General features: G+C 66.3%; 14 protein-coding genes. 7 read left to right on the forward strand and 7 right to left on the reverse strand.

Features of this window, described 5'->3' with window-relative positions; translation table 11 throughout:
* Window positions 1-209: 209 nt before the first annotated feature.
* Together BLU29_RS00655 and BLU29_RS00660 are read left to right on the forward strand one after the other, a co-directional pair.
* A complete protein-coding gene (locus tag BLU29_RS00655; protein WP_172830175.1) occupies window positions 210-1,784 on the forward strand; it encodes an ATP-binding protein in 1,575 nt (524 codons plus the stop codon).
* Complete coding sequence (locus tag BLU29_RS00660; RefSeq protein ID WP_091054662.1) at window positions 1,781-2,482, forward strand: response regulator; 702 nt, start codon at window positions 1,781-1,783, stop codon at window positions 2,480-2,482. The genes BLU29_RS00655 and BLU29_RS00660 overlap by 4 nt, the downstream gene beginning before the upstream one ends.
* Window positions 2,483-2,567: 85 nt before the next feature.
* Here the strand turns inward: BLU29_RS00660 and BLU29_RS00665 are convergent, their stop codons facing one another.
* The 5 genes from BLU29_RS00665 to BLU29_RS00685 form a co-directional block, all read right to left on the reverse strand.
* The gene (locus BLU29_RS00665) at window positions 2,568-3,830 is read right to left on the reverse strand and encodes an FAD-dependent oxidoreductase (RefSeq protein ID WP_157693534.1); all 1,263 of its coding nucleotides are present in this window, start codon (window positions 3,828-3,830) and stop codon (window positions 2,568-2,570) included.
* Window positions 3,831-3,930: 100 nt separating this feature from the next.
* Entirely contained in the window at window positions 3,931-4,860 is a 930-nt protein-coding gene (locus BLU29_RS00670; protein WP_172830176.1) for a proline racemase family protein, read from the reverse strand.
* Window positions 4,861-5,078: 218 nt separating this feature from the next.
* The gene (locus BLU29_RS00675; protein WP_091054664.1) at window positions 5,079-5,417 is read right to left on the reverse strand and encodes a P-II family nitrogen regulator; all 339 of its coding nucleotides are present in this window, start codon (window positions 5,415-5,417) and stop codon (window positions 5,079-5,081) included.
* Window positions 5,418-5,593: 176 nt separating this feature from the next.
* Entirely contained in the window at window positions 5,594-5,932 is a 339-nt protein-coding gene (locus tag BLU29_RS00680) for a P-II family nitrogen regulator (RefSeq protein ID WP_091060806.1), read from the reverse strand.
* Window positions 5,933-6,014: 82 nt separating this feature from the next.
* The gene (locus BLU29_RS00685; RefSeq protein ID WP_197677742.1) at window positions 6,015-7,622 is read right to left on the reverse strand and encodes an ammonium transporter; all 1,608 of its coding nucleotides are present in this window, start codon (window positions 7,620-7,622) and stop codon (window positions 6,015-6,017) included.
* Window positions 7,623-8,175: 553 nt separating this feature from the next.
* Between BLU29_RS00685 and BLU29_RS00690 the strand changes: the two genes are divergently transcribed.
* Window positions 8,176-10,077 (forward strand): KUP/HAK/KT family potassium transporter, encoded by a 1,902-nt coding sequence (locus BLU29_RS00690; RefSeq protein ID WP_231962281.1) that lies wholly within the window; start codon window positions 8,176-8,178, stop codon window positions 10,075-10,077.
* Between the two features lie 21 nt (window positions 10,078-10,098).
* Here the strand turns inward: BLU29_RS00690 and aspS are convergent, their stop codons facing one another.
* Entirely contained in the window at window positions 10,099-11,877 is a 1,779-nt protein-coding gene (gene aspS, locus BLU29_RS00695; protein WP_091054666.1) for an aspartate--tRNA ligase, read from the reverse strand.
* Between the two features lie 168 nt (window positions 11,878-12,045).
* Entirely contained in the window at window positions 12,046-13,635 is a 1,590-nt protein-coding gene (gpmI, locus tag BLU29_RS00700) for a 2,3-bisphosphoglycerate-independent phosphoglycerate mutase (protein ID WP_091060811.1), read from the reverse strand.
* A 93-nt stretch (window positions 13,636-13,728) separates the two neighbouring features.
* On the opposite strand from gpmI, the gene hemH reads away from it, so the two are divergent.
* The 4 genes from hemH to BLU29_RS00720 all read left to right on the forward strand — a co-directional run bounded on the left by hemH (window position 13,729) and on the right by BLU29_RS00720 (window position 20,125).
* Window positions 13,729-14,763, forward strand: a complete 1,035-nt coding sequence (gene hemH, locus BLU29_RS00705; RefSeq protein ID WP_091054667.1) for a ferrochelatase — start codon at window positions 13,729-13,731, stop codon at window positions 14,761-14,763.
* Window positions 14,764-14,883: 120 nt separating this feature from the next.
* Entirely contained in the window at window positions 14,884-17,556 is a 2,673-nt protein-coding gene (locus BLU29_RS00710; protein ID WP_172830177.1) for a PAS domain-containing protein, read from the forward strand.
* A 103-nt stretch (window positions 17,557-17,659) separates the two neighbouring features.
* Window positions 17,660-19,429 carry a SulP family inorganic anion transporter gene (locus BLU29_RS00715; RefSeq protein ID WP_091054669.1) on the forward strand — a complete coding sequence of 590 codons (1,770 nt, stop codon included), beginning with the start codon at window positions 17,660-17,662 and terminating at the stop codon, window positions 19,427-19,429.
* 3 nt (window positions 19,430-19,432) lie between these two features.
* The gene (locus BLU29_RS00720) at window positions 19,433-20,125 is read left to right on the forward strand and encodes a YoaK family protein (protein WP_091054670.1); all 693 of its coding nucleotides are present in this window, start codon (window positions 19,433-19,435) and stop codon (window positions 20,123-20,125) included.
* The last annotated feature ends 3 nt before the right edge of the window (window positions 20,126-20,128 follow it).

Genomic DNA, 20,128 nt, shown 5'->3' on the forward strand with positions numbered 1-20,128 from the left:
GGGTGGGATTAATGGGTGTATTTGCCGGGCGGGAAACGACAGTGAGTTGAGCACGGCCGATGCCAAGCCTGTCGAAATAGTAAACGAATAATAAACAGCCTCCCTCTGACGGGCTGCCGCTGTGTGTCATATCCCCCGGCGATTGGTATGTTAACTGCATCATCGACCCTGTCCGAATGCCACTCCCCCCGCCTTTCCCGCTGTCCTTTATGCGCCATTCACTTTTGTTTTCGAAAGTGGCGCCGGGAACGCGTCCCTCGGCGGATCCGCACAACCGGCCGGCCTACTGGATGCGGCGCGGGCTTTCGCCGGCCCGGGAGTATCTCGAGGTGCTGGCGGTCATCGTCGCGGTCACCGTTGCCGGCTGGTTCACGCCCTTCAGCTACCATGCGCTCGGCCACGTCTATCTGCTGACGGTCATCATGCTCTGCCTGCGCGTCGGCCGTTGGCCGGCGCTGGCGGCGGCGATTGTCAGCGGGCTGGTCTGGAACTTTCTCTTCATACCGCCCCGGCTTTCCTTTCACGTGATCAACTTCGACGACGGCCTGCTGCTGGGCACGTATTTCGTGGTGGCCCTGATTGCCGGGCAGCTCACCGCCTTTATCCGCACGCAAGAACGCTTCGAGCGCCAGCGCGAGCAACGGGCCACGGCGCTGTTTCACCTCACCCGGGCGCTGGCCGGTGCGCACACCTTGGATGAAGGCGTGACCGCGGCCCTGCGGCAGGCCGATGATCTTTTCGAGGCGCAAACGGCACTCCTTTTGACCGGGGAAAACGGCACCCTCGCGCCCCACCCGGCCGGCTCCTGCAGCCTTGATCAGGCCGGGCTGTCCCTCGCCGCCTGGACGGCGCGCAACCGCCACGAGGCCGGCCGGTTCACCAACGTATCGCCGGAGGCGCCGGTCCTGCACCTGCCGTTGCTCCGGGCCGGGCAGGTGCTGGGCGTGCTGGTCGTGCGCCCTCCGGCCGGGGCGACCCGCTCGACACCCCGGCAACGCGACCTGCTCGAGGCTTTTGCGGCACAGATCGCCTTGCTGGTCGAACGCGAACACCTGCGGGCCGCCGGCGAGCGCGCCAAGCTCCTGACGGAGTCCGACCGCCTGCACCGCACCCTGCTCGACAGTGTCTCCCATGAACTGAAGACCCCGCTGGCTGTGCTGCGCGCCGCCGCGGAAAACCTCGCCAAGGAAGGCGGCGCCCGGCGCGCGGACCTGCCGGGCGAGATTCTCACCGCCACCAGCCGCCTGAACCGGGTCGTGGCCAACCTGCTCAGCCAAAGCCGGCTGGAAGCCGGCGCAGTCAAGCCGCAGCTCGACTGGTGCGATGCCCGCGATCTGATCTCCGCGGCGCGTCGCGGACTGGGCGATGCCCTTGCCGGCCGGCCCTTCAAGCTGGAAATCCCCGCCGACATGCCGCTTTTCATGGCGGATGCCCCGCTCATGGAGCAGGTGGTCACCAACCTCCTGCTCAACGCCGTGCTCTACACCCCCGCCGGCAGCCCGTTGTCCGTCTCCGCCGGCGTGGATCGTCAGAAAGCGCAGGTCTTCCTGACCTTTGCCGACCGGGGGCCGGGCATCCCGGCGGCGCTCAAGGCCCAGCTTTTCCAAAAATTCCGCCGCGGAGCCGACGCCCAGAGCGGCGGCCTGGGGCTCGGTCTGTCGATTGTCCGCGGCCTCATGCAGGCGCAGGGCGGCGACGTCACGATCGATGACCAGGCCGGACCGGGCGCCCGCTTCACCCTCCGCCTGCCCTGCAGCCCGCACGAGAGCGTGCCCCACGAATGATCACACCGGCCGCCAAGCCCGAGGTACTGGTGATCGACGATGAAATCCAGATCCGCCGGCTGCTGCGCTTCACGCTGGAGGACGCGGGCTATGCCGTCCGCGAGGCTGAAACCGGACATGCCGGCCTGGTCGCCGCCGCCCACCGCCAACCCGATGCCATCATCCTCGACCTGGGGCTGCCGGACCTGCCGGGAGTGGAGGTGCTCCGTCGTCTGCGCGAATGGACCCCCCTGCCCGTGCTGATCCTGTCGGTCTTCGGCCAGGAAGACAGCAAGGTGGCCGGCCTTGATGCCGGCGCCGACGATTACCTGACCAAACCCTTTGGCGGCGCCGAACTCCTCGCCCGGTTGCGCGCACTCCTGCGGCGCGTCAAGCCGGCCGAACCGGCCGGCGTCGCCCGCTTTGGCGCGATCGAAGTGGACCTGATGAACCGGTCGGTCACGAAGGACGGCCGGAATCTGAAGCTCACCGCCAAGGAATATGCCTTGCTGCGCCTGCTGGTCGCCCACCGGGGCCGGATCCTGACCCACCGCCAGATCCTGCACGAAGTCTGGGGTCAGAAACTGGAGGGCCAGACGCATTATCTCCGGGTTTTCATGATGCGCCTGCGCCAGAAGCTGGAGGACGAGCCGGACGCCCCGAAATACCTCCTGACCGAGACGGGCATCGGCTACCGCCTGCTGAGCGATAATGCCTGAGTGCCTTGGACCCGAGCCGGTCCGGCTGCGTTTATATCCCGTTCACCCGCGGATTGAATCAAATTGTCGCCCCCAAAGCGCACCGCTAGGCGTAACGGTTGGGGTTGAGCAAAGAAAGGTCCACCGAGGGTTTGCGGCCGGCGAGCACTTCGGCGATGAGCAGGCCGGAGACGGGTGCCATCGTGAGCCCCAGCATCGCGTGCCCGCTCGCCGTGGCCAGGTTGGCGTAGCGCCCCAACCGGCCGATGTAGGGCAGCCCGTCGGGCGAAACCGGCCGGTAACCGAACCACGGCTTGACGCCGGCGAAGTCGGCCGCGGTCATTTCCGGGAAGAACGCCCGCGCCCCGGCGATGATCTGTTCGACCCGCTCCGGCCGCACCGTGTCGCTGTGGCCGCTGATCTCCATCGTGCCGCCGAAGCGCAGCTTGTCACCCATCGGCGTCACGGCCACGCGACGCTCGGTGAGGATGAGCGACTTGGTCAGCTGAAGCCGCGGCCGCTCCAGCGTGAGGCTGTAGCCCTTGCCCGCCTGCATCGGGAGTTTGATCTCCAGGTCCCGCACCATGGACGGCGACCATGAGCCGCCGGCCAGCACATATTCGTCGGCGACCAGGTCACCCGCCGTGGTCGACACCCCGGCGATGCGGCCGTCCTCGGCGCGCCAGCCGTAGACGCTGGTGTTCCAGGAAAACTTCACGCCCATGTCCTTGAGGAGCGCGGTCAGGGCCGGGACGAACAGCCGCGGCGAGATGTGCGCATCGATCGGGAAATAGATCGCGCCGGCCACTTTCAGCTTCGCGCCCGGTTCGAGCGCGGCGGTCTGAGCCGCATCCAGGACGCGCGCCTCGATTCCGACCTCATTGCAGAGGGTGGCGAGGCCGTGGGTGTATTTGTCGAGCGTCTCCGGCAGCTGGCAAAGGTTCAGCAACCCTTCCTGCTTCAGCTCAAACGCGTCCCCGGTGATGTCCGACAACTCCACGAAAAGTTTCCGGCCGCCGAGGCATAGGTCGCGCAACACCGGGGCGGAGCGGCGCCGGTGCTGCTCCGTGCAATGTCGCGCAAACAGCCAGCCCCAGCGGATCAGGTCGCTGTCGAGCCGCGGCTTGATATAGAACGGGCTGCGCGAACTCATCATCCACTTCAGCCCCTTCCACACCATGCCGGGCGCCGAGATCGGCTCCACGTGGCTGGGCGAGATGTAACCGGCGCTGCCGTGCGCGCAGGAGTCCGTGCCCTCGGCGTTGCGCTCGACGAGCGTGACCCGCCAGCCCTCGCGCGCCAGGTAGTAGGCGCAGCTCAGGCCGATGACCCCGCCGCCACAGATGATGACCGACTTTGATTGACGCATGTTCAAGTTCTTCCCTGCAGGGTCGTCGCTTGCGACGACCCCGTTCGCGATATTCCAAGGTCGTCGCAAGCGACGACCCTGCATGAGGGGGAGATCGAATTCATCGGATGCCCCAGGCAAACGGATCGGCCGGATCGAGCAACAGGGTGGCCTCGGCCGTCACATGGGCCGTGGCGGCGATCGTCGGGACGATCTTGTCGCCCTGCCGGCGGTATTTCGCGCGGAACGTGCTGCCGACGATGCTCTCCTGCACCCATTCGGCGCCCGGGGCCAGTTTGTTGTCCGCCGCCAGGCACGCGAGCTTGGCGCTGGTGCCCGTGCCGCAAGGCGACCGGTCATAAGCCCCGCCGGGACAGAGGACGAAACTCTTGCTGCTCACGCCCGGCTTCGCCGACGACCCAAACAGCTCGATGTGGTCCACCTCGGGAAAACCGGAATCGCTCACCGCCTGCCGGACGCGCAAGCAATAGTCGGTCAGCTGCGCGACATTGGCCAGTTCAAGCTTCTGTTCGTGCTGCTCGATCAAACAAAACCAGTTGCCGCCCCAGGCAATGTCGCAGGGGATATTGCCCACGCCCGGCAGGTAAAGCTCGAGGTCCTGCTGCTTGCGGTAGCTCGGCACGTTGTCGAAGGTGACCTCCCCGCCCGGCGCGAGCACGGCGGCGATGTAGCCGGCCGGCGTGTCGATCCGCACCAATCCCGGCTGGACCATGCCGGCATGGGCCAGTGCGACGATCGAGCCGATGAGACCGTGCCCGCACATGCCCAGGTAGCCGACGTTGTTGAAGAAAATCAGCCCGAAGTGGCAGGTCTGGTCGTGCGGCTCGACCAGCAGGGCGCCGACGAAGACATCCGATCCGCGCGGTTCCCCCACGATGGCCGTGCGAAAGGCGTCGTGCTTCTCCCGGAAGAGCTTCACGCGCTCGTTGAGCGGGCCGCGGCCGAGATCGGGACCGCCCTCCAGGACGAGCCGGGTGGGCTCGCCGCCGGTATGCGTGTCGAGGATCCTGATTTTCTGCAAAGCGGACATGAGGGCGCGGGAGAACCGGCAACATCACCCGCCCGGCCGCCGGTGAAAAGCAAAAAGCCGATATCAGACCTGTAGGGCGGGGTCACCGCACCCCGCCTTCGTGCGAACATGATATCCCGTTCGAGGCGGGGTGCGGTGACCCCGCCCTACAACGATCCAAAGCAAAAAAGCCGGTCCCGTGTGGGAGCCGGCTCGCAAAAAAAACGCGGACCCGGACCTCAGACGGCGCTTTCGCCGTGCTCGTCGGTGCGGATCCGGATGACGTCGTCCACCGGTGAGATGAAAACCTTGCCGTCGCCGATCTTGCCGGTCTTGGCGGCGTTCACAATGGCGGTGACAACCTTGTCCTTGATCTCGTCGCTGACGACGATCTCGATCTTGGCCTTGGGCAGGAAATCCACCGTGTATTCGCTGCCGCGGTAGACCTCGGTGTGGCCCTTCTGGCGGCCGAACCCCTTGACCTCCGTGACGGTCATGCCCTCGACGCCGACGTTGGTCAGCGCTTCCTTAACGGCTTCGAGTTTGAACGGCTTGATGATGGCGGTGATGAGCTTCATGGGATTGGTAAAAAGGCTGGGTATGGAGGATCATCTTCCCCGGTAGGTCCGCTGATGTCCAGTTCTTCCTGTGGCCGCAGCCGCCCCGCTTGGCCCGGCCTAAAAGGCATCCTAATTGCAAAAAAGCCGGCCCCCATCTGGAGGCCGGCTTGAATTGATCCGAAGCGGCGCAGGCGTCAGACGGCGCTGTCGCCGTGTTCCTCGGTGCGGATGCGGATGACATCCTCCAGCGGGAGCACGAAGATCTTGCCGTCGCCAATCTTGCCGGTCTTGGCGGCGGCGGTGACGGCCGTGATGACCTTGGCGACGATGTCGTCGGCCACGGCGATCTCGATCTTCACCTTGGGCAGGAAATCCACCGTGTATTCGCTGCCGCGGTAGATCTCGGTGTGGCCCTTCTGGCGGCCGAACCCCTTGACCTCCGTGACCGTCATGCCCTCGATGCCAACGGCACCGAGCGCTTCCTTAACTTCGTCGAGCTTGAACGGCTTGATGATGGCTATGATGAGTTTCATGAAAATCTGCTTTTGGCTGATGTTGTCTTGGCCGGACAAGGGCGCCCTGAAAACGGGTCATCAGGGCGGCCTGCCTGGAGTTTTAGTGTGAGGATGTTTTGGTGTCCGGATAAGCGGTGCCACCGTGCTCATGGAGATCGAGGCCTTCCAGCTCGCCCTCCTTGGAAAGGCGCAGGGTGCCGGTGGCGTTGACTGCATACATGAGGACCATGGCGGCAATGAACACGCCGATGCCGATGGCCGCGTTGCCGATGACCTGGGCGACCAGCTGGTCGGTGCCGCCGCCGTAGAACAGGCCCTTGACGATCGCGCCGGCCGAAGTGTCCGCGCCGGTGGGCGTCGGCGCACCGAACTGGCCGGTGGCAAAGAGCCCCAGGCTGATGGTGCCCCAGATGCCGCACGCCCCGTGGACCGGCCACGCGCCGCAGGGATCGTCGATGCGGAGGTATTCCAGCAAATCGGTCGCCAGAATCACAATCACACCCGCGACGGCACCCAGAAGAATGGCGCCCAAGGGCGACACCCAGTAGCACGGGCAGGTGATGGCCACCAGGCCCGCCAGCAGGCCGTTGACCGTGGCGCCGCAGTCCCACTTCTTGAAGCGCGGATAGACAAAGAAGAGCGCGGCGAGACCGCCCGAGCAAGCGGCCAGCGTGGTGTTGGCGGCAACGCGGGCGATGCCGGCGGAATCCATGGCGGAAAGCGTGCTACCCGGGTTGAACCCATACCAGCCGAACCACAGGATGATGGCGCCCACCGACGCGATCGTCATGTTGTGGTAAGGCATGGGCCCGCCGCCGTCGCGCTTGAACTTGCGGCCCAACCGCGGGCCGAGGACGATGGCACCCGCGAGCGCAATCATGCCGCCGATGGTGTGAACGACGGTCGAGCCGGCAAAGTCATGGAACGGCGCGGCCTTCCAGAACGGGATCGCGTTGAGCCAGCCGTCCGGACCCCAGGCCCAGTGCCCGAAGATCGGATAGAGGAAGCCGCTGACCCCGATGCTATACCAAAGATCGCCCCAGAATCCCGTGCGGCCCAGCATGGCGCCGGACGTGATCGTCGAGCAGGTGTCGGCGAAGGCGAACTGGAAGAGGAAGAACGCCAGGGTCGCGACGCCCGTGGATTCGTAGGTGTCCGGCAGGTTCTGGAGGAAATACCAGGAGTGCCCGGCCCCGTCGCCCCAGCCGATGTAGCCGTTGCCGTGACCGAACATCCACGCGAAGCCGAAGGCGTAGAACAGAATGCCGCAAAGGCAGGTGTCCACGATGCCCTCCAGCAGCACGTTGATGGTTTCCCGCTCGCGCGCGAAGCCGGCCTCCAGGAACATGAATCCGGCCTGCATGAAGAACACGAGGAACGCGGTGACCAGGACCCACATCGTGTTGATCGCATTGACGTAGGGCGGATTCGGCACGTCCGCCGGCGCCGCAGCTGGAGCAGCTGCCGCAGCCGCCGGCGCGGCTGCGGGAGTCGCGGTGGCAGGTGCGGGAGTCGCTGGCGCCGGCGCCGGGGTGGTGGCCGCGGGCGCGGGCGCGGTTTGCGCCTGCGCCTTGGTTGAGGTCAGATAGGCGGAGACTCCGAAGATCAGCGCAAAGCAGAGCGCGAGGCCCAGCATCTTGCCGCCGAACAGGGCGTAAAACAACGTGCGTTGTTTCGGATCCTTCATCTTTTCGATAAATCTTTTCATGTCAGAATTGTTTGATGGTTTGAGCCGTGGATGGGTCCGGCCAATTTAGTTGCTGGCTGCGACGGCCGCGCCAAGGCGGCTGCTGCAGGCCATGGCGGCTTGCGCCAGGCTCGAAAACGCACCAAGGTGCGTTTTCGCCAAAACTTCTGACACGACAGAACTGCAGAACAGCGCGAGCCTTGATTCGGCCGCGCGTAGCCAATGCGATGGGAGGGGGCGTTTGCTCATAATCATTATCTGGTTCGGCTTTCCTTTGCGGTGCATGAACGACCCGCGCACCAGTGTGGTGTGATGATGCGCGGTGCCACCAGCGGCGCCGCCCGGACTGAGTTGTCCCGGCCTTGCCACTGGCAACAGCTTTGGTTCAGCAGCTGGTATGCCAAGGCGCGGAGGCGATAAAAAATCCGCTTCGCATCCGTGACATACGCCCCCTGGGCCGCCGTGTCCTGCCGTAACGCCCACGCGAGCGACCACTTGGCTGCGAAACTGCTTGGACTCGCCCGGGGCGGACGCAGAATGCGCGGCCTTTGGCTTCATGAATTCCCAACCCCCTATGGACCTCCGCCGCAGCGCCCAGGCGGCTTTGGCGCTCGGCGCCCTCGGCGTCGTTTTCGGCGACATCGGCACGAGCCCGCTTTACACGATGCGCGAGTGCATGGCGCACCTGCCGACCGGTGTCACCCGGGAAGCGGGCGTCCTCGGCATCTGCTCCTTGATGTTCTGGTCGCTGGTCCTCGTCGTGTGCGTCAAATACCTGGCGTTCATCACCCGGGCGGACAACGAGGGCGAAGGCGGCATTTTTGCGCTGCTGGCCTTGATTCCGGGCCACGCGGCGGCGACCCGCGAAGGCAAGGAGGCCGGCTCCCGTCGCGGGCTGGGCGCGGCAGTGATCATGATTCTTATCGGCGCGGCGCTGCTCTATGGCGACGGCATCATCACCCCGGCCATCTCGGTGCTGGGCGCGGCGGAAGGTTGCAAGGCGCTCAGTCCCGACTTCACACAAAACCAGATCATGTGGCTCGCGTGCGCGATCCTCGCCGGACTGTTCTGGTTCCAGCACAAGGGGACGAAGCAGATCGGCAGCATCTTCGGCCCGGTCATGCTGGTGTGGTTCATCGTCCTCGCCGGGCTCGGCCTCTGGCACATCAGCCATGCGCCCGGCGTGCTGCGGGCGCTCGATCCCCGGGCTGGTTTCGCTCTCCTCGCCCACCGCCCCGTCGAGGTCGCCACGCTGCTGGGCTCCGTCGTGCTCACGATCACCGGCGCGGAGGCGCTCTACGCCGACCTGGGCCACTTCGGCCGCCGCTACATCACGCTGGCCTGGTATGGCGCGGCGTTCCCGGGGCTGATCCTGAATTATTTCGGCCAGGGTGCCTACCTGCTGGCCAATCCGCAGTCCGCGGAAAACCCCTTCTTCATGCTCGCGCCGGCGGGCCTCGGCCGCGCCCTGCTCATCGGCCTTTCCATCGTCGCCGCCATCATCGCGAGCCAGGCGCTGATCTCGGGCGCGTATTCGCTGACGCGGCAGGCGATCCAGCTCGGCTATTTTCCCCGGCTCAAGATCAACTATACCAACCCCGATTTTTCCGGGCAGATCTATCTGCCGCTGGTCAACACCCTGCTCGCCGTCGGCTGCATCTATACCACGATCATGTTCAAGGCCAGCGACAACCTCGCCGCGGCCTACGGCATCGCGGTCACGGGCACCATGGCAATCACCACCGTGGCATTTTTCCTGGTCGTCGTCCGCCGCTGGCACTGGCCACTCTGGCTGGCCGGGACGCTGTGCGGCGTTTTCCTGCTCGTTGACCTGGCCTTCCTGTTCGCCAACGCCCGCAAAATCACCGACGGCGGTTGGTTTCCCCTGGCCATCGGCGCCGTCGTGCTCGTGGTCATGCACACGTGGAAGCGCGGCCGGGACGAGATCTACCAGCGCGTGCACAATCGCAGCATCACCGACTCGGAGCTCATGGGCATCGCCCGCAGCACGCACCTGGTCCGGGTGTCCGGCAGCGCGGTGTTCATGGTCGGGATGCCGCGCGGCACCCCGATCGTCTTGCTGCACCACGTGAAGGCCAACCGCTGCCTGCACAAGACGGTGGTGCTGCTCACCATCCTCACCGAGGAGGTGCCGACCATCCACCGGACCGAGCAGCTCGTGCTGAGCGGGCTCGGCGAGGGCATCTGGCGGGCCGTCGGACGCTACGGCTACATGCAGACGGTGGACGTCGGCGAACTGATGGAGCGCATCCGCGCGCGCGGCGTGCCCGTCGTGCCGCAGTCCACGACCTTCATCTTCAACCAGGAAATGATCTTCACCGACGGGAATGCCCCGATGTGGCTGTGGCAGAAAATGCTCTATCGTTTGCTCAGCCGCAATGCCCGCCCGGCGCGCGACTATTACCGCCTGCCGCCGACCCAGATCATCGAGATCGGCCTGCCTCTGCAGCTCTGAGCCGCGCCGCTGCCTTTCGGCTCAGGCCGGCGGGATGACCGTCGAGATGTGCAGTTCCTTGAGCTGCTTGGCCGTGACCGGCGTCGGGCTCTGGGCCATGAGATCCTGCGCCTTCTGCGTCTTGGGGAAGGCGATGACGTCGCGGATGCTCGTGGTGCCGCAGAGCAGCGCGCACATGCGGTCGAGGCCGAAGGCGATGCCGCCGTGCGGCGGCGCGCCGTAGGTGAAGGCCTTGAGCAGGTAGCCGAAGCGGCTCTCGACCACGTCGGCCGGGATCTTGAGCACGTCCTCGAAAACTTTCTTCTGCAGCGCGGGCTGGTGGATGCGGATCGACCCGCCGCCGAGCTCCATGCCGTTGAGCACGACGTCGTAGTGCTGGCCACGGACGACCTTCGGGTCGCTGTCGAGCAGGCCCGTGTCCTCGACGACCGGCGCCGTGAACGGATGATGCGTGGCCGCGTAGCTGCCGCGTTCCTCGTCGTAGGACATGAGCGGGAAATCGACGACCCACAGGAAATTCCACTGGTCGGCGCGCAGCGTCATCTTGCCGCGCTTCACGAGCAGCTGGGCGGCCTCGAGCCGGGTGCGGCCGAGGATCGCGCAGGCGCGCTCCCACGGGGCGGCGGCGAAGAAGATGATGTCGCCGTTCTCGATGTTGAGCTTCTGGGTCAGCTCGGCCTTCTCGGCCTCGCTGAAGAATTTCACGATCGGCGATTTCCACTCGCCGTTCTCGACCTTGATGAAGGCGAGGCCCTTCGCGCCGAGCGACTTTGCGATCTCCTCGAGCGCGCCGATCTCGCCCTGGGTGATGTCGGCGAGCCCCTTCGCGTTGAACGCCTTCACCGAACCGTGCGCGGCGACGGTCGAGGCGAACACCTTGAAGCCGGAACTCTTGAACAGCTCGCTGAAGTCCGCGAGCTCCATGGCGAAGCGGGTGTCGGGCTTGTCGACACCGTAGCGGTTCATGGCGTCCTTGTAGGCCAGGCGCGGGAACGGCACGGGCAGGTCGTGGTTGAGCACGTCCTTCCAGACCTTCTTCAGCATGCCCTCGAAGAGCGCGTAAATGCCCTCGCGGTCGATGAACGACACCTCGACGTCGATCTGGGTGAACTCCATCTGGCGGTCGGCGCGCAGGTCCTCGTCGCGGAAGCAGCGGGCGATCTGGAAATACTTCTCCACGCCCGCCACCATCAGGATCTGCTTGAACTGCTGGGGCGACTGCGAGAGCGCGTAGAACTGGCCGGCGTGGATGCGCGACGGCACGAGGTATTCGCGCGCGCCCTCGGGCGTGCTCTTGAACAGCGCCGGCGTCTCCACCTCGTAGAAACCCTGGGAGTCAAAGTAGTCGCGGACGGACTTCGTCGCGCGGTGGCGCACAGCGAGGTTCTTGCGCATCTTCGGGCGGCGGAGGTCGAGGTAGCGGTAGGTCAGCCGCAGGTCCTCGTTGACCTTGTCGCCGCCGGCGTCGGTCAGCGGAAACGGCGGCGTGTCGGAAAGGTTGTGGACGATCAGCTCGGTGGCATCGATCTCGACCTCGCCGGTCGGGAGGTTCTTGTTCACCATTGCCTCGGGCCGGGGCTCGACCTTGCCGGTGACCGCGATGACGGACTCGTCCTTGAGCAGCGCGGCCTGGGCACGAAGATTCGAGTCGAACTTCACCTGGGTGACGCCCTCGCGGTCGCGGAGATCCACGAAAATGATGCCGCCGTGGTCGCGGACGGAGTCAACCCAGCCGGCGAGCGACACGGTCGCGCCGAGGTTGGCCTTGGTGAGCTGGGCGCAGTGATGGGTGCGTTTCATGGGTGCGGAACGCTCAACCAAACGGCCCGCCCCACCCCGGGGCAACCAGATTTTGAGCCCCTATGACACGGGGCCGGCAAAGAGCCGCTGGTGCAGGTGGAACCCGGCCTCCGGACGGGTTTGCTTGGCGTGCGCTCTGAAAACCCGCCCGGAGGTCGGGTTCCACCTTTATTCAAGCACCAGGCTCTCGCCGGTCATCTCCGCCGGCTTGGGCAAGCCCATGAGATACAGGACGGTCGGGGCGATGTCCGCCAGCCGGCCACCGGTGCGCATCCTGGTCTGGCCAGCCACGAGCCCCTCGCCGACCGCGAAGACCTCGACGAGATTCAGCGTATGCGAGGTGTGCGGGGCGTTGTGCACCGGGTCCCACATCTGCTCGGCATTGCCGTGGTCGGCGAGGATGACGGCCTTGCCGTTCTTCGTGGCCAGCGCGGCAAGCAACTCCCCCAGCCCCTGGTCGGTCGCCTCGCAGGCCTTGATCGCGGCCGGCAGCGAGCCGGTGTGGCCGACCATGTCGGGATTGGCGTAGTTGACGACAATCAGGCCGTATTGGCCGGAGAGGATCGCGGCCTTGGCCTCGGCCGTCACCTGCGCGGCCGACATCTCCGGCTGCATGTCATAGGTCGGCACCTTCGGGCTCGCCGGACAGGCGTTCACCTGACCGGGAAACGGTTCCTTGCGGTAATTGTTGAAGAAGAAAGTCACGTGCGGATTCTTCTCCGTCTCGGCGCAGCGGAACTGCCCGATGCCGGCGTTGCTGACCACCTCGCCCAGGATGTTCTTCAGCGGGGCCGGCTTGCCCGAGATCACATGCACCGGCAAGCCGGACTCATACTCGGTCATCGTCGCATAGTAGAGGTCGAGCTTCGCGCCGCGATCGAACTCCTTGAAGCCGTCGATCACGAAGGCCTTCGTGATCTCGCGCGGCCGGTCGCCGCGGTAATTGTAGAAGAGCACCGCGTCGCCGTTGGCGAACGTCGCCACCGGCTGGCCGTCGGCGCCGACGACCCACGTGGCGGGCACGAACTCGTCGCCGTGCTGCGTCGGGCTGAGCGGTTTCTCGTAATAACTGGAAATGGCCTGCTCGGCGCTGGGCGCGGTCGCCTCGGCTTTTTTGCCGGTCAGCATGTCATAGGCCTTCTGCACGCGCTCCCAGCGGTTGTCGCGATCCATGGCCCAGAAGCGGCCGCACACCGTGGCGATCCGGCCGGCGCCGATTTTTTTGCACTCGGCCTCGACCTGCCGGATGTAGCCGAGTCCGCTCTGCGGCGGCGTGTCGCGACCGTCGGTAAAGCCGTGGATGAACACGCGGCCCGCCAGCCCGTCTTCCTTCGCCTGGCGCAGAATGCCGTAGAGATGCTCCAGCATGCCATGGACGCCGCCGTCGGACACGATGCCCATCAGGTGCAGCTTGGCGGCGGGCTTCGATTTCAAGCGCGCGACGAGGGCGTGCCAGATTGGATTCCGCGCGAGCTGCTTCTCGGAGAAAAGTTTGTTCAGGCGCACCAGCTCCTGGTCGACGATCCGCCCGGCGCCGATGTTCTCGTGGCCGACCTCGCTGTTGCCCATCTGGCCGTCGGGCAGGCCGACGTCGAGCCCGCTGGCCGCGACGAGCGTGACGGGGGACCTGGCATGCAGCGCGTCGTCCGCGGGTTTTCTCGCCAGGTAAACGGCGTTGAATTTATTCTGCTCCGGGTGGGGATTCGCACCCCATCCATCGCGGATCACGAGCAGCACCGGAGCGGTCTTGGCAGGCATGGCGCTGTTGTCCGGCTTCCAGCGAAAACGGGCAATCAAAAACCTCCTCCGGCCGGTTGACTTTCCAAGCGAAAACCCCACCTCTTTCACCCCATGCCCTCGCCGGCCGTCCTGCTGCTCAATCTCGGCTCCCCCGACTCCACCTCCGTCCCGGATGTGAAGCGCTACCTGCGCGAATTCCTCGGCGACGAGCGTGTGATCGACAAGCCGGACAACGCTTTCCTGCGCTCGCTGCTGGTCAACTTCATCATTTCCCGCCGGGCCGCGGATTCCGCGCACGCCTACTCCACCGTCTGGACCGCCGCGGGTTCGCCGCTGATCGCCACCAGCAAGCACACCCAGACCAAGCTGCAGGCGAAACTCGATCTGCCGGTCGAGCTGGCAATGAACTACGGCAACCCGTCCATCCCGGATGTGCTGGCCAAACTCGCCGCGCAGGGCGTCACGGAGCTCCTGCTTTTCCCGCAATACCCGCACTACGCCATGTCGAGCTGGGAGACCGTCGTGGTGAAGGTCCGCCGCGAGGCCGCAAAGATTGCCCCGAAAATGCACCTCGAGTGCGTCGCGCCCTATTTTGCCGACGAGGACTACATCACGGCGCTGGTCGAGAGCGCCCGGCCCCACCTCGCCCAGCCGCACGACCACCTGCTTTTCAGTTACCACAGCATTCCGGTGCGCCACCTGACCAAGGCCGACTCCTCGCAGGCACACTGCCAGGTCGTCGCCGACTGTTGCAACACCTGCAGCCCGGCCCACGCCACCTGCTACAAGGCGCAGATCACGCGCACGACGCAGGCTTTCGCGAAAAAGGCCGGTCTCGACCCGGCGAACTGGTCCATCGCGTTCCAGTCCCGTCTCGCCAACGAGCCCTGGCTCGAGCCCTACACGGATTTCGAGTTCAAGCGCCTGGCCGCCGCGGGCAAAAAGCGCCTGCTGGTCATTACGCCGGCTTTCGTCACCGACTGCCTCGAGACCCTCGAAGAAATCCGCGGGCGCGGGGCCGAGGACTTCACGGCCGCGGGCGGCAAGTCGTTCCACCACATCCCGTGCCTGAACGACCAACCGGTGTGGATCGACTTCCTCGAGCGCCGGGTGCGCGCCTGGCAGGCTTCCGCGGCCCGCGCGTGACTGATTCAGGCGACCGGCCTTGCCGCCGCTTGTAAAAGTGATATAAAGTCCGCCACCTGCGCAATCGATTGCATGTCTGGACTGGCGGCTGCTTTTCATAACTACAACCTACCAACCCGCTTGAGCACCCATTCCGCCCAGCACTCCGCGGCCAGGCTCCTGGCCACCGGCAGCAGCACCGTCTTGGTGCTGGATACGGACGGCCGCATCCAGGTGGCCAGTGCCGCGGCCTGCGCGCTGTGGCAGGCCGGCAATGCGGAGCTCGTGGGCGACCTGTTCCCCAATCTCTTCACCTTCGACGTCGTGTCGCGCGAGTCCGGCTGGGTGCAGTCGCAATGGGAGGTCCTGCTGATCGCCGCGCAGAGCCATCCCATCTCGCTCCGCCTGCAGCCCAAGGAGGCCGCCGCGTTCGACGTCAACGTCCGCCTCGAGAAAGCGGGCGACGCCCCGGGCCGCTACTTCGCCTTCATCACCCTGCCGGCGACCGCGGCACCGGCGGACACCACACCGGCCGACAATTTCCTCACCCAACTCCACGAGCGCAGCGCGCTCGGCTTCTTCGACCTCAACTTCCAGAAAAACGAGGTCTATTACTCACCGGTCTGGAAGCGCATGCTCGGCTACACCGAGGCGGCCCTGCCCAATACCTACGAGACGTGGCTGAACCTCATCCATCCCGACGACTCGTCCGCCGCCCCCGACCGCCAGGCCCGGGCCGGGGCGACCGGCACGCGCCAGTTTTCCCTCGAGTTCCGCCTGCGTCACGCCCAGGGCCACTATGTGTGGGTGCAGAGCGTCGGCCTGCAGGTCTTCGGGCCCAACGGCGCCCTGCAACGCGTCATCGGCGTGCACCTGGACATCGCCGACCGCAAGGAATTCGAGGAGGCTACCCTGCGTGCCGAGGAACGCCTGCAGCAGCTCGGCGACCGCGGCCGCGTCGGCCTGTTCGATCTCGATTTCTCCGCCGGCCTTTATTGGCTGTCGCCGGGCTTCAAGTCCCTGCTCGGCTACTCGGACGCGGAACTCCCCGACACGATCGAGTCCGTCCTGCGCGCCCTGCCGATGGACGAGACCAGCGGCGGCCTGCCCGCCTACTTTCTCGCCCAGCACCCGAATCAGGTTTCCTATTTTGACACGCTCCGGTTGCGCCACCGGGAAGACCGCGAGGTGCTCGTCCACGCCGGTATCGTGCGCCACATCTCCCGGCGCAAGGAACTGCAACGCGTCCTCGGCTTCGCCGTGCCGCTGGCCGAGGCCAGCGCGATCGCGGCCGGCCCGGGCCTGCCCGCCGCGCACCTCGCCCTCCTGCTCGCGGAGCTGCAGGAAGCGGTGCTCCTCGCCGACGCCGGCGGCCAGATCATCCATCTCAACGCCAAGGCCGAGCAGCTGCTGGGCCGCACCAGCGAGGAAAGCATCGGCCTGCCCGCGTGGGAGCTTTTCCGCCTCGTCCACCGCGAGAGCGGCCAGCCGGGCGAAAGCCCCGTCGCCAAGGCCATCGGCACGGGCGAGGCCACGCCGCTCAACATGGAGTTCGCCCTCGATAACGGCTCCGGCCCGCCGCAACCCATCGCCTTCAGCACCCGGGCGGTGATCGACGCGGCCGGCCGGCCGGCCGGCGCCGTGCTGGTGTTCCGGCACCCGGGCGAGATGAGCCTGACGCCGGAGGAGCTGGTCCGCGCCAACCGCTTCGAGTCGCTCGGCCAGCTCGCGGGCGGCATCGCGCACGATTTCAACAACCTGCTCACGACCATCCTCGGCGGCGTGTCGCTGGCCAAGGACAACCGCGACCTCACGAGCCTCGAAAACAGCGAGCGCGCCTGCCTCGCGGCCAAGGCCCTCAGCAAGCAGCTGCTCACCTTCGCCAAGGGCGGCAGCGCCGTCCGCCAGGTCGTCAAGCCCGCCGACATCCTCGCCGAGGCCCACCGGCTCGCGGCCGCCGGGTCGACTGTGAAGGTCGAGCTTACCGTTGCGCCCGGCACCGGCACCATCTGCGTGGACCGCGCCCAGATGCTCCAAGTCTTCCAGAACCTGATCATCAACGCCATCCAGGCCATGACGACCGGCACCGGGCAGATCTGGATCAACGCCGCCAACGCCGTCCTGACCGAGGGCCAGGTCGCCCCGCTCGCCGCCGGCACCTACGTGCAGATCGAGGTACAGGACAACGGCAGCGGCATCAAGCCCGAGCACCTCGAGAAGATCTTCGACCCCTTCTTCACCACCAAAAAATCCGGCACCGGGCTCGGTCTCGCCACCGTCCTCTCCATCGTCAAGCGCCACGGCGGCCAGATGGGCGTCGACTCCGAGGTCGGCCGCGGCACCGCGTTCACCGTGTTCCTCCCGTTGGCTGACCAGCCCGAGGAAGTCGCCGCCCGCCGCTCGCCCAGTTTGCGCTTCCGGGACGAGAAGATCGGCACCGGCCGCATCCTGTTCATGGATGACGACGAGCAGATCCGCGCGCTCACCAAGAACATGATCGAGAGCCTCGAATACAAGTGCGATATCGCCAAGGATGGCGACGAGGCCGTGCAGCTCTACAAGCGCTACCTCAACATCGGCCGGCCCTACGACATCATCATCATGGACCTGACCATCATCGGCGGCATGGGCGGCGAGCAGACGTTCAAGGTGCTGCGCGAACTGCATCCCGAGGTCTGCGCCATCATCGCCAGCGGCTACGACAACGAGGACATGGCCCGCCAGTTCCTCGCGATGGGTTTCTGCGGCTACCTGACCAAACCCTACCGCGTCGGCGACCTCGGCAAGATCATCCGCAAGGTGCTGGGCAAGTAGGTCCGGTGCCCGCCCGGACCAGGCGGCCCGTGCATCGTTTGATTGCGTGAGCCGGCGGATCGGCGCAGACTGCGGCCCATCCCATGAGCCATCCGCCCCACCGATGAAGCCCTCCGATCCCCCGGGATACTGGCCGCTGCCGCCGTTGAGATTCCTGCCACGGACGATCGCCTTGCTGCGCCAGCCCTACAGCCGGCAGCAGGCGGTGACGGACATCCTCGCGGGCATCACCGTGGGCCTGATCGCGCTGCCGCTCGCGCTGGCCTTGGGGGTGGCCAGCATCCCCCTCGGCGCCGCCACCCCTTTCCCCGCCCCGGCCATCGGCATTTTCACCGCGATCATCGGCGGCTTCATCGTCTCCCTGTTGGGCGGCAGCCGCGTGCAGGTCGCCGGCCCGACCGCAGCCTTCGTGACCGTGATCCTGCTGATCGTGGAGCGCCATGGTTTCGACGGCCTCCTGCTCGCCACCATCATGGCCGGGGTGATGCTGGTCGTGATGGGCTTCAGCGGCCTGGGCACGTTGATCAAGTTTATCCCCTACCCGGTCACGAGCGGCTTCACCACCGGCATCGCCGTGGCCATTGCCACCGGTCAAGCCGCGGACTTCGCGGGGATCCACGCCGCCACTCCGCCACCCCGCGAATTCGTGGACAAGGTTCCCTGGCTGCTGACCCACCTGCCCCAGCTGAACCTGCCGACGCTGCTGCTGGCCGCCGCCTGCGCCGCGTTCATCCACTTTTGGCCGAGGTATCGCGCCCGGCTGCATGCCGAGCGGGTGCCGGGGGCCATCATCGCCATGGTCGTTTCCGCCGGACTGGTCGCTTGGCTCGGTTGGGACAAGTCGCGCGGCGTGGCCACCGTGGGCTCGCTGTTCGGCCCCGACGCCATTCCGCACGGCCTGCCGCCCTTCGTCTGGCCGGAGGTTTCCTTCGAGCGCATCCGCACGCTGCTGGGTCCGGCTTTCACGATCGCGATGCTCGGCGCCATCGAGTCGCTCCTCTCGGCGGTGGTGGCGGACGGGCTGGTCAACGATCGGCACAATTCGAACACGGAATTGATCGCCCAAGGGGTCGCGAACATCGTCTGTCCCCTTTTCTGCGGCATGCCCGTCACCGGAGCCATCGCCCGCACCTCGGCCAACGTCAAGGCCGGCGGGCGCACCCCCGTCGCCGGCATGGTGCACGCCCTCACCCTGCTGCTGATCGTGCTCTTCTTCTCGCAATACGCGCGCTTTGTGCCGATGGGCGCCATCGCCGCCGTGCTCATCGTGGTCGCCTTCCGCATGGGCGAGTGGCACGAACTCACCCGGCTGGGCAAGATGCCGCGCAGCGACGCGGTCGTGCTGCTGGCCACCTTCAGCCTCACGGTCCTGTTCGACCTCGTCGTCGCGGTCGAGGTGGGCCTGATGCTGGCCGCCGTCCTCTTCATCAAGCGCATGGCCGAAACCACCGAGATCGCCCGGGTCACCGCGCGCGACGAACTGGAAACCCCCGAGCAACTCGCCCACGGCAAGGACATCCCCGAAGGGGTGGTGGTCTACCGCATCTTCGGGCCCTTCTTTTTCGGCGCCGCCGAAAAGATGGAGGACGCCCTGCTGCGCGCCGGCACGCTGCCGCGCGTGCTCATCCTGCGCATGCAGCTGGTTCCGGCCATGGACGCCACGGCGCTCAACGCCCTGGAGAGCATCGTCGAGCGCATGCAGACCGCCGGCGGCACCGTCATCCTCAGCGGCCCGCACCGGCAGCCGCTCGACATGATGGTGAAGGCCGGCTTCATCGAACGGCTCGGCCGGCGCAACATCCGGGCGCATTTCGACGACGCGCTCGTCCGGGCCCGCGAACTGCTGCAGGCCGGTGACCGTCCTCCCTCCTGATCCATGATCCGTGAACACACCACCCCCGCCTGGGTTTACCTCGGCGGCCTCGCCCTCGCCATCACCGCTGGCGTCATCAACGCCGTCGGCTTCCTCGGCGTCCATCACCAGGCGCTCAGCCACATGAGCGGCACCGTCACCCTGCTCGGCATGGAACTGGGCCGCGGCAATTATGCCGTGGCGCTGCATGCCCTGGCCATCCTCGCGGCGTTCTTCCTCGGTTGCCTGGTCAGCGGCGCACTCATCAGCCAAGGGCGCCTGCGCCTCGGCCGGCGCTACGGCGTGGCGCTCTCGCTCGAATCGACGGCCTTGTTTCTCGCGGTCTATTTCCTGCGCCGCGGCGCCAACGCCGGCGACTATCTGGCCGCGATGGCCTGCGGCCTCCAGAACGCCATGGTGTCCAGCTATAGCGGCTCGACCATGCGCACCACGCACATGACCGGCATGGTCACCGATCTCGGCATCGCCTGCGGCCATTTCCTGCGCGGCGCCACGGTGGACTGGTTCCGCTTCCGCCTCTACGGTGTCCTGCTGCTCGGGTTTTTCGCCGGCGGCATGACCGGCGCGCTGGGCTACGAACGCTATGGCTACGACACCCTGCTGTTCCCGGCCATCCTGAGCGGCATGACCGGCGTGGGCTACACGGCTTACAAGCACTACGAGCGCCACCACGCGCCGCCGTCCGCGACCGCCTGAGGG

Origin of the sequence: Opitutus sp. GAS368 (genome assembly GCF_900104925.1) — a bacterium.
GTDB lineage: Bacteria > Verrucomicrobiota > Verrucomicrobiia > Opitutales > Opitutaceae > Lacunisphaera.

What these genes read in the sequence shown, in the direction of transcription:
- BLU29_RS00655 (WP_172830175.1), top strand. Translation starts at nt 210, where the DNA reads ATGCGCCATTCACTTTTGTTTTCGAAAGTGGCGCCGGGAACGCGTCCC.
- BLU29_RS00660 (WP_091054662.1), top strand. Translation starts at nt 1,781, where the DNA reads ATGATCACACCGGCCGCCAAGCCCGAGGTACTGGTGATCGACGATGAA.
- BLU29_RS00665 (WP_157693534.1), bottom strand. Translation starts at nt 3,830, where the DNA reads ATGCGTCAATCAAAGTCGGTCATCATCTGTGGCGGCGGGGTCATCGGC.
- BLU29_RS00670 (WP_172830176.1), bottom strand. Translation starts at nt 4,860, where the DNA reads ATGTCCGCTTTGCAGAAAATCAGGATCCTCGACACGCATACCGGCGGC.
- BLU29_RS00675 (WP_091054664.1), bottom strand. Translation starts at nt 5,417, where the DNA reads ATGAAGCTCATCACCGCCATCATCAAGCCGTTCAAACTCGAAGCCGTT.
- BLU29_RS00680 (WP_091060806.1), bottom strand. Translation starts at nt 5,932, where the DNA reads ATGAAACTCATCATAGCCATCATCAAGCCGTTCAAGCTCGACGAAGTT.
- BLU29_RS00685 (WP_197677742.1), bottom strand. Translation starts at nt 7,622, where the DNA reads ATGAAAAGATTTATCGAAAAGATGAAGGATCCGAAACAACGCACGTTG.
- BLU29_RS00690 (WP_231962281.1), top strand. Translation starts at nt 8,176, where the DNA reads ATGGACCTCCGCCGCAGCGCCCAGGCGGCTTTGGCGCTCGGCGCCCTC.
- aspS (WP_091054666.1), bottom strand. Translation starts at nt 11,877, where the DNA reads ATGAAACGCACCCATCACTGCGCCCAGCTCACCAAGGCCAACCTCGGC.
- gpmI (WP_091060811.1), bottom strand. Translation starts at nt 13,635, where the DNA reads ATGCCTGCCAAGACCGCTCCGGTGCTGCTCGTGATCCGCGATGGATGG.
- hemH (WP_091054667.1), top strand. Translation starts at nt 13,729, where the DNA reads ATGCCCTCGCCGGCCGTCCTGCTGCTCAATCTCGGCTCCCCCGACTCC.
- BLU29_RS00715 (WP_091054669.1), top strand. Translation starts at nt 17,660, where the DNA reads ATGAAGCCCTCCGATCCCCCGGGATACTGGCCGCTGCCGCCGTTGAGA.
- BLU29_RS00720 (WP_091054670.1), top strand. Translation starts at nt 19,433, where the DNA reads ATGATCCGTGAACACACCACCCCCGCCTGGGTTTACCTCGGCGGCCTC.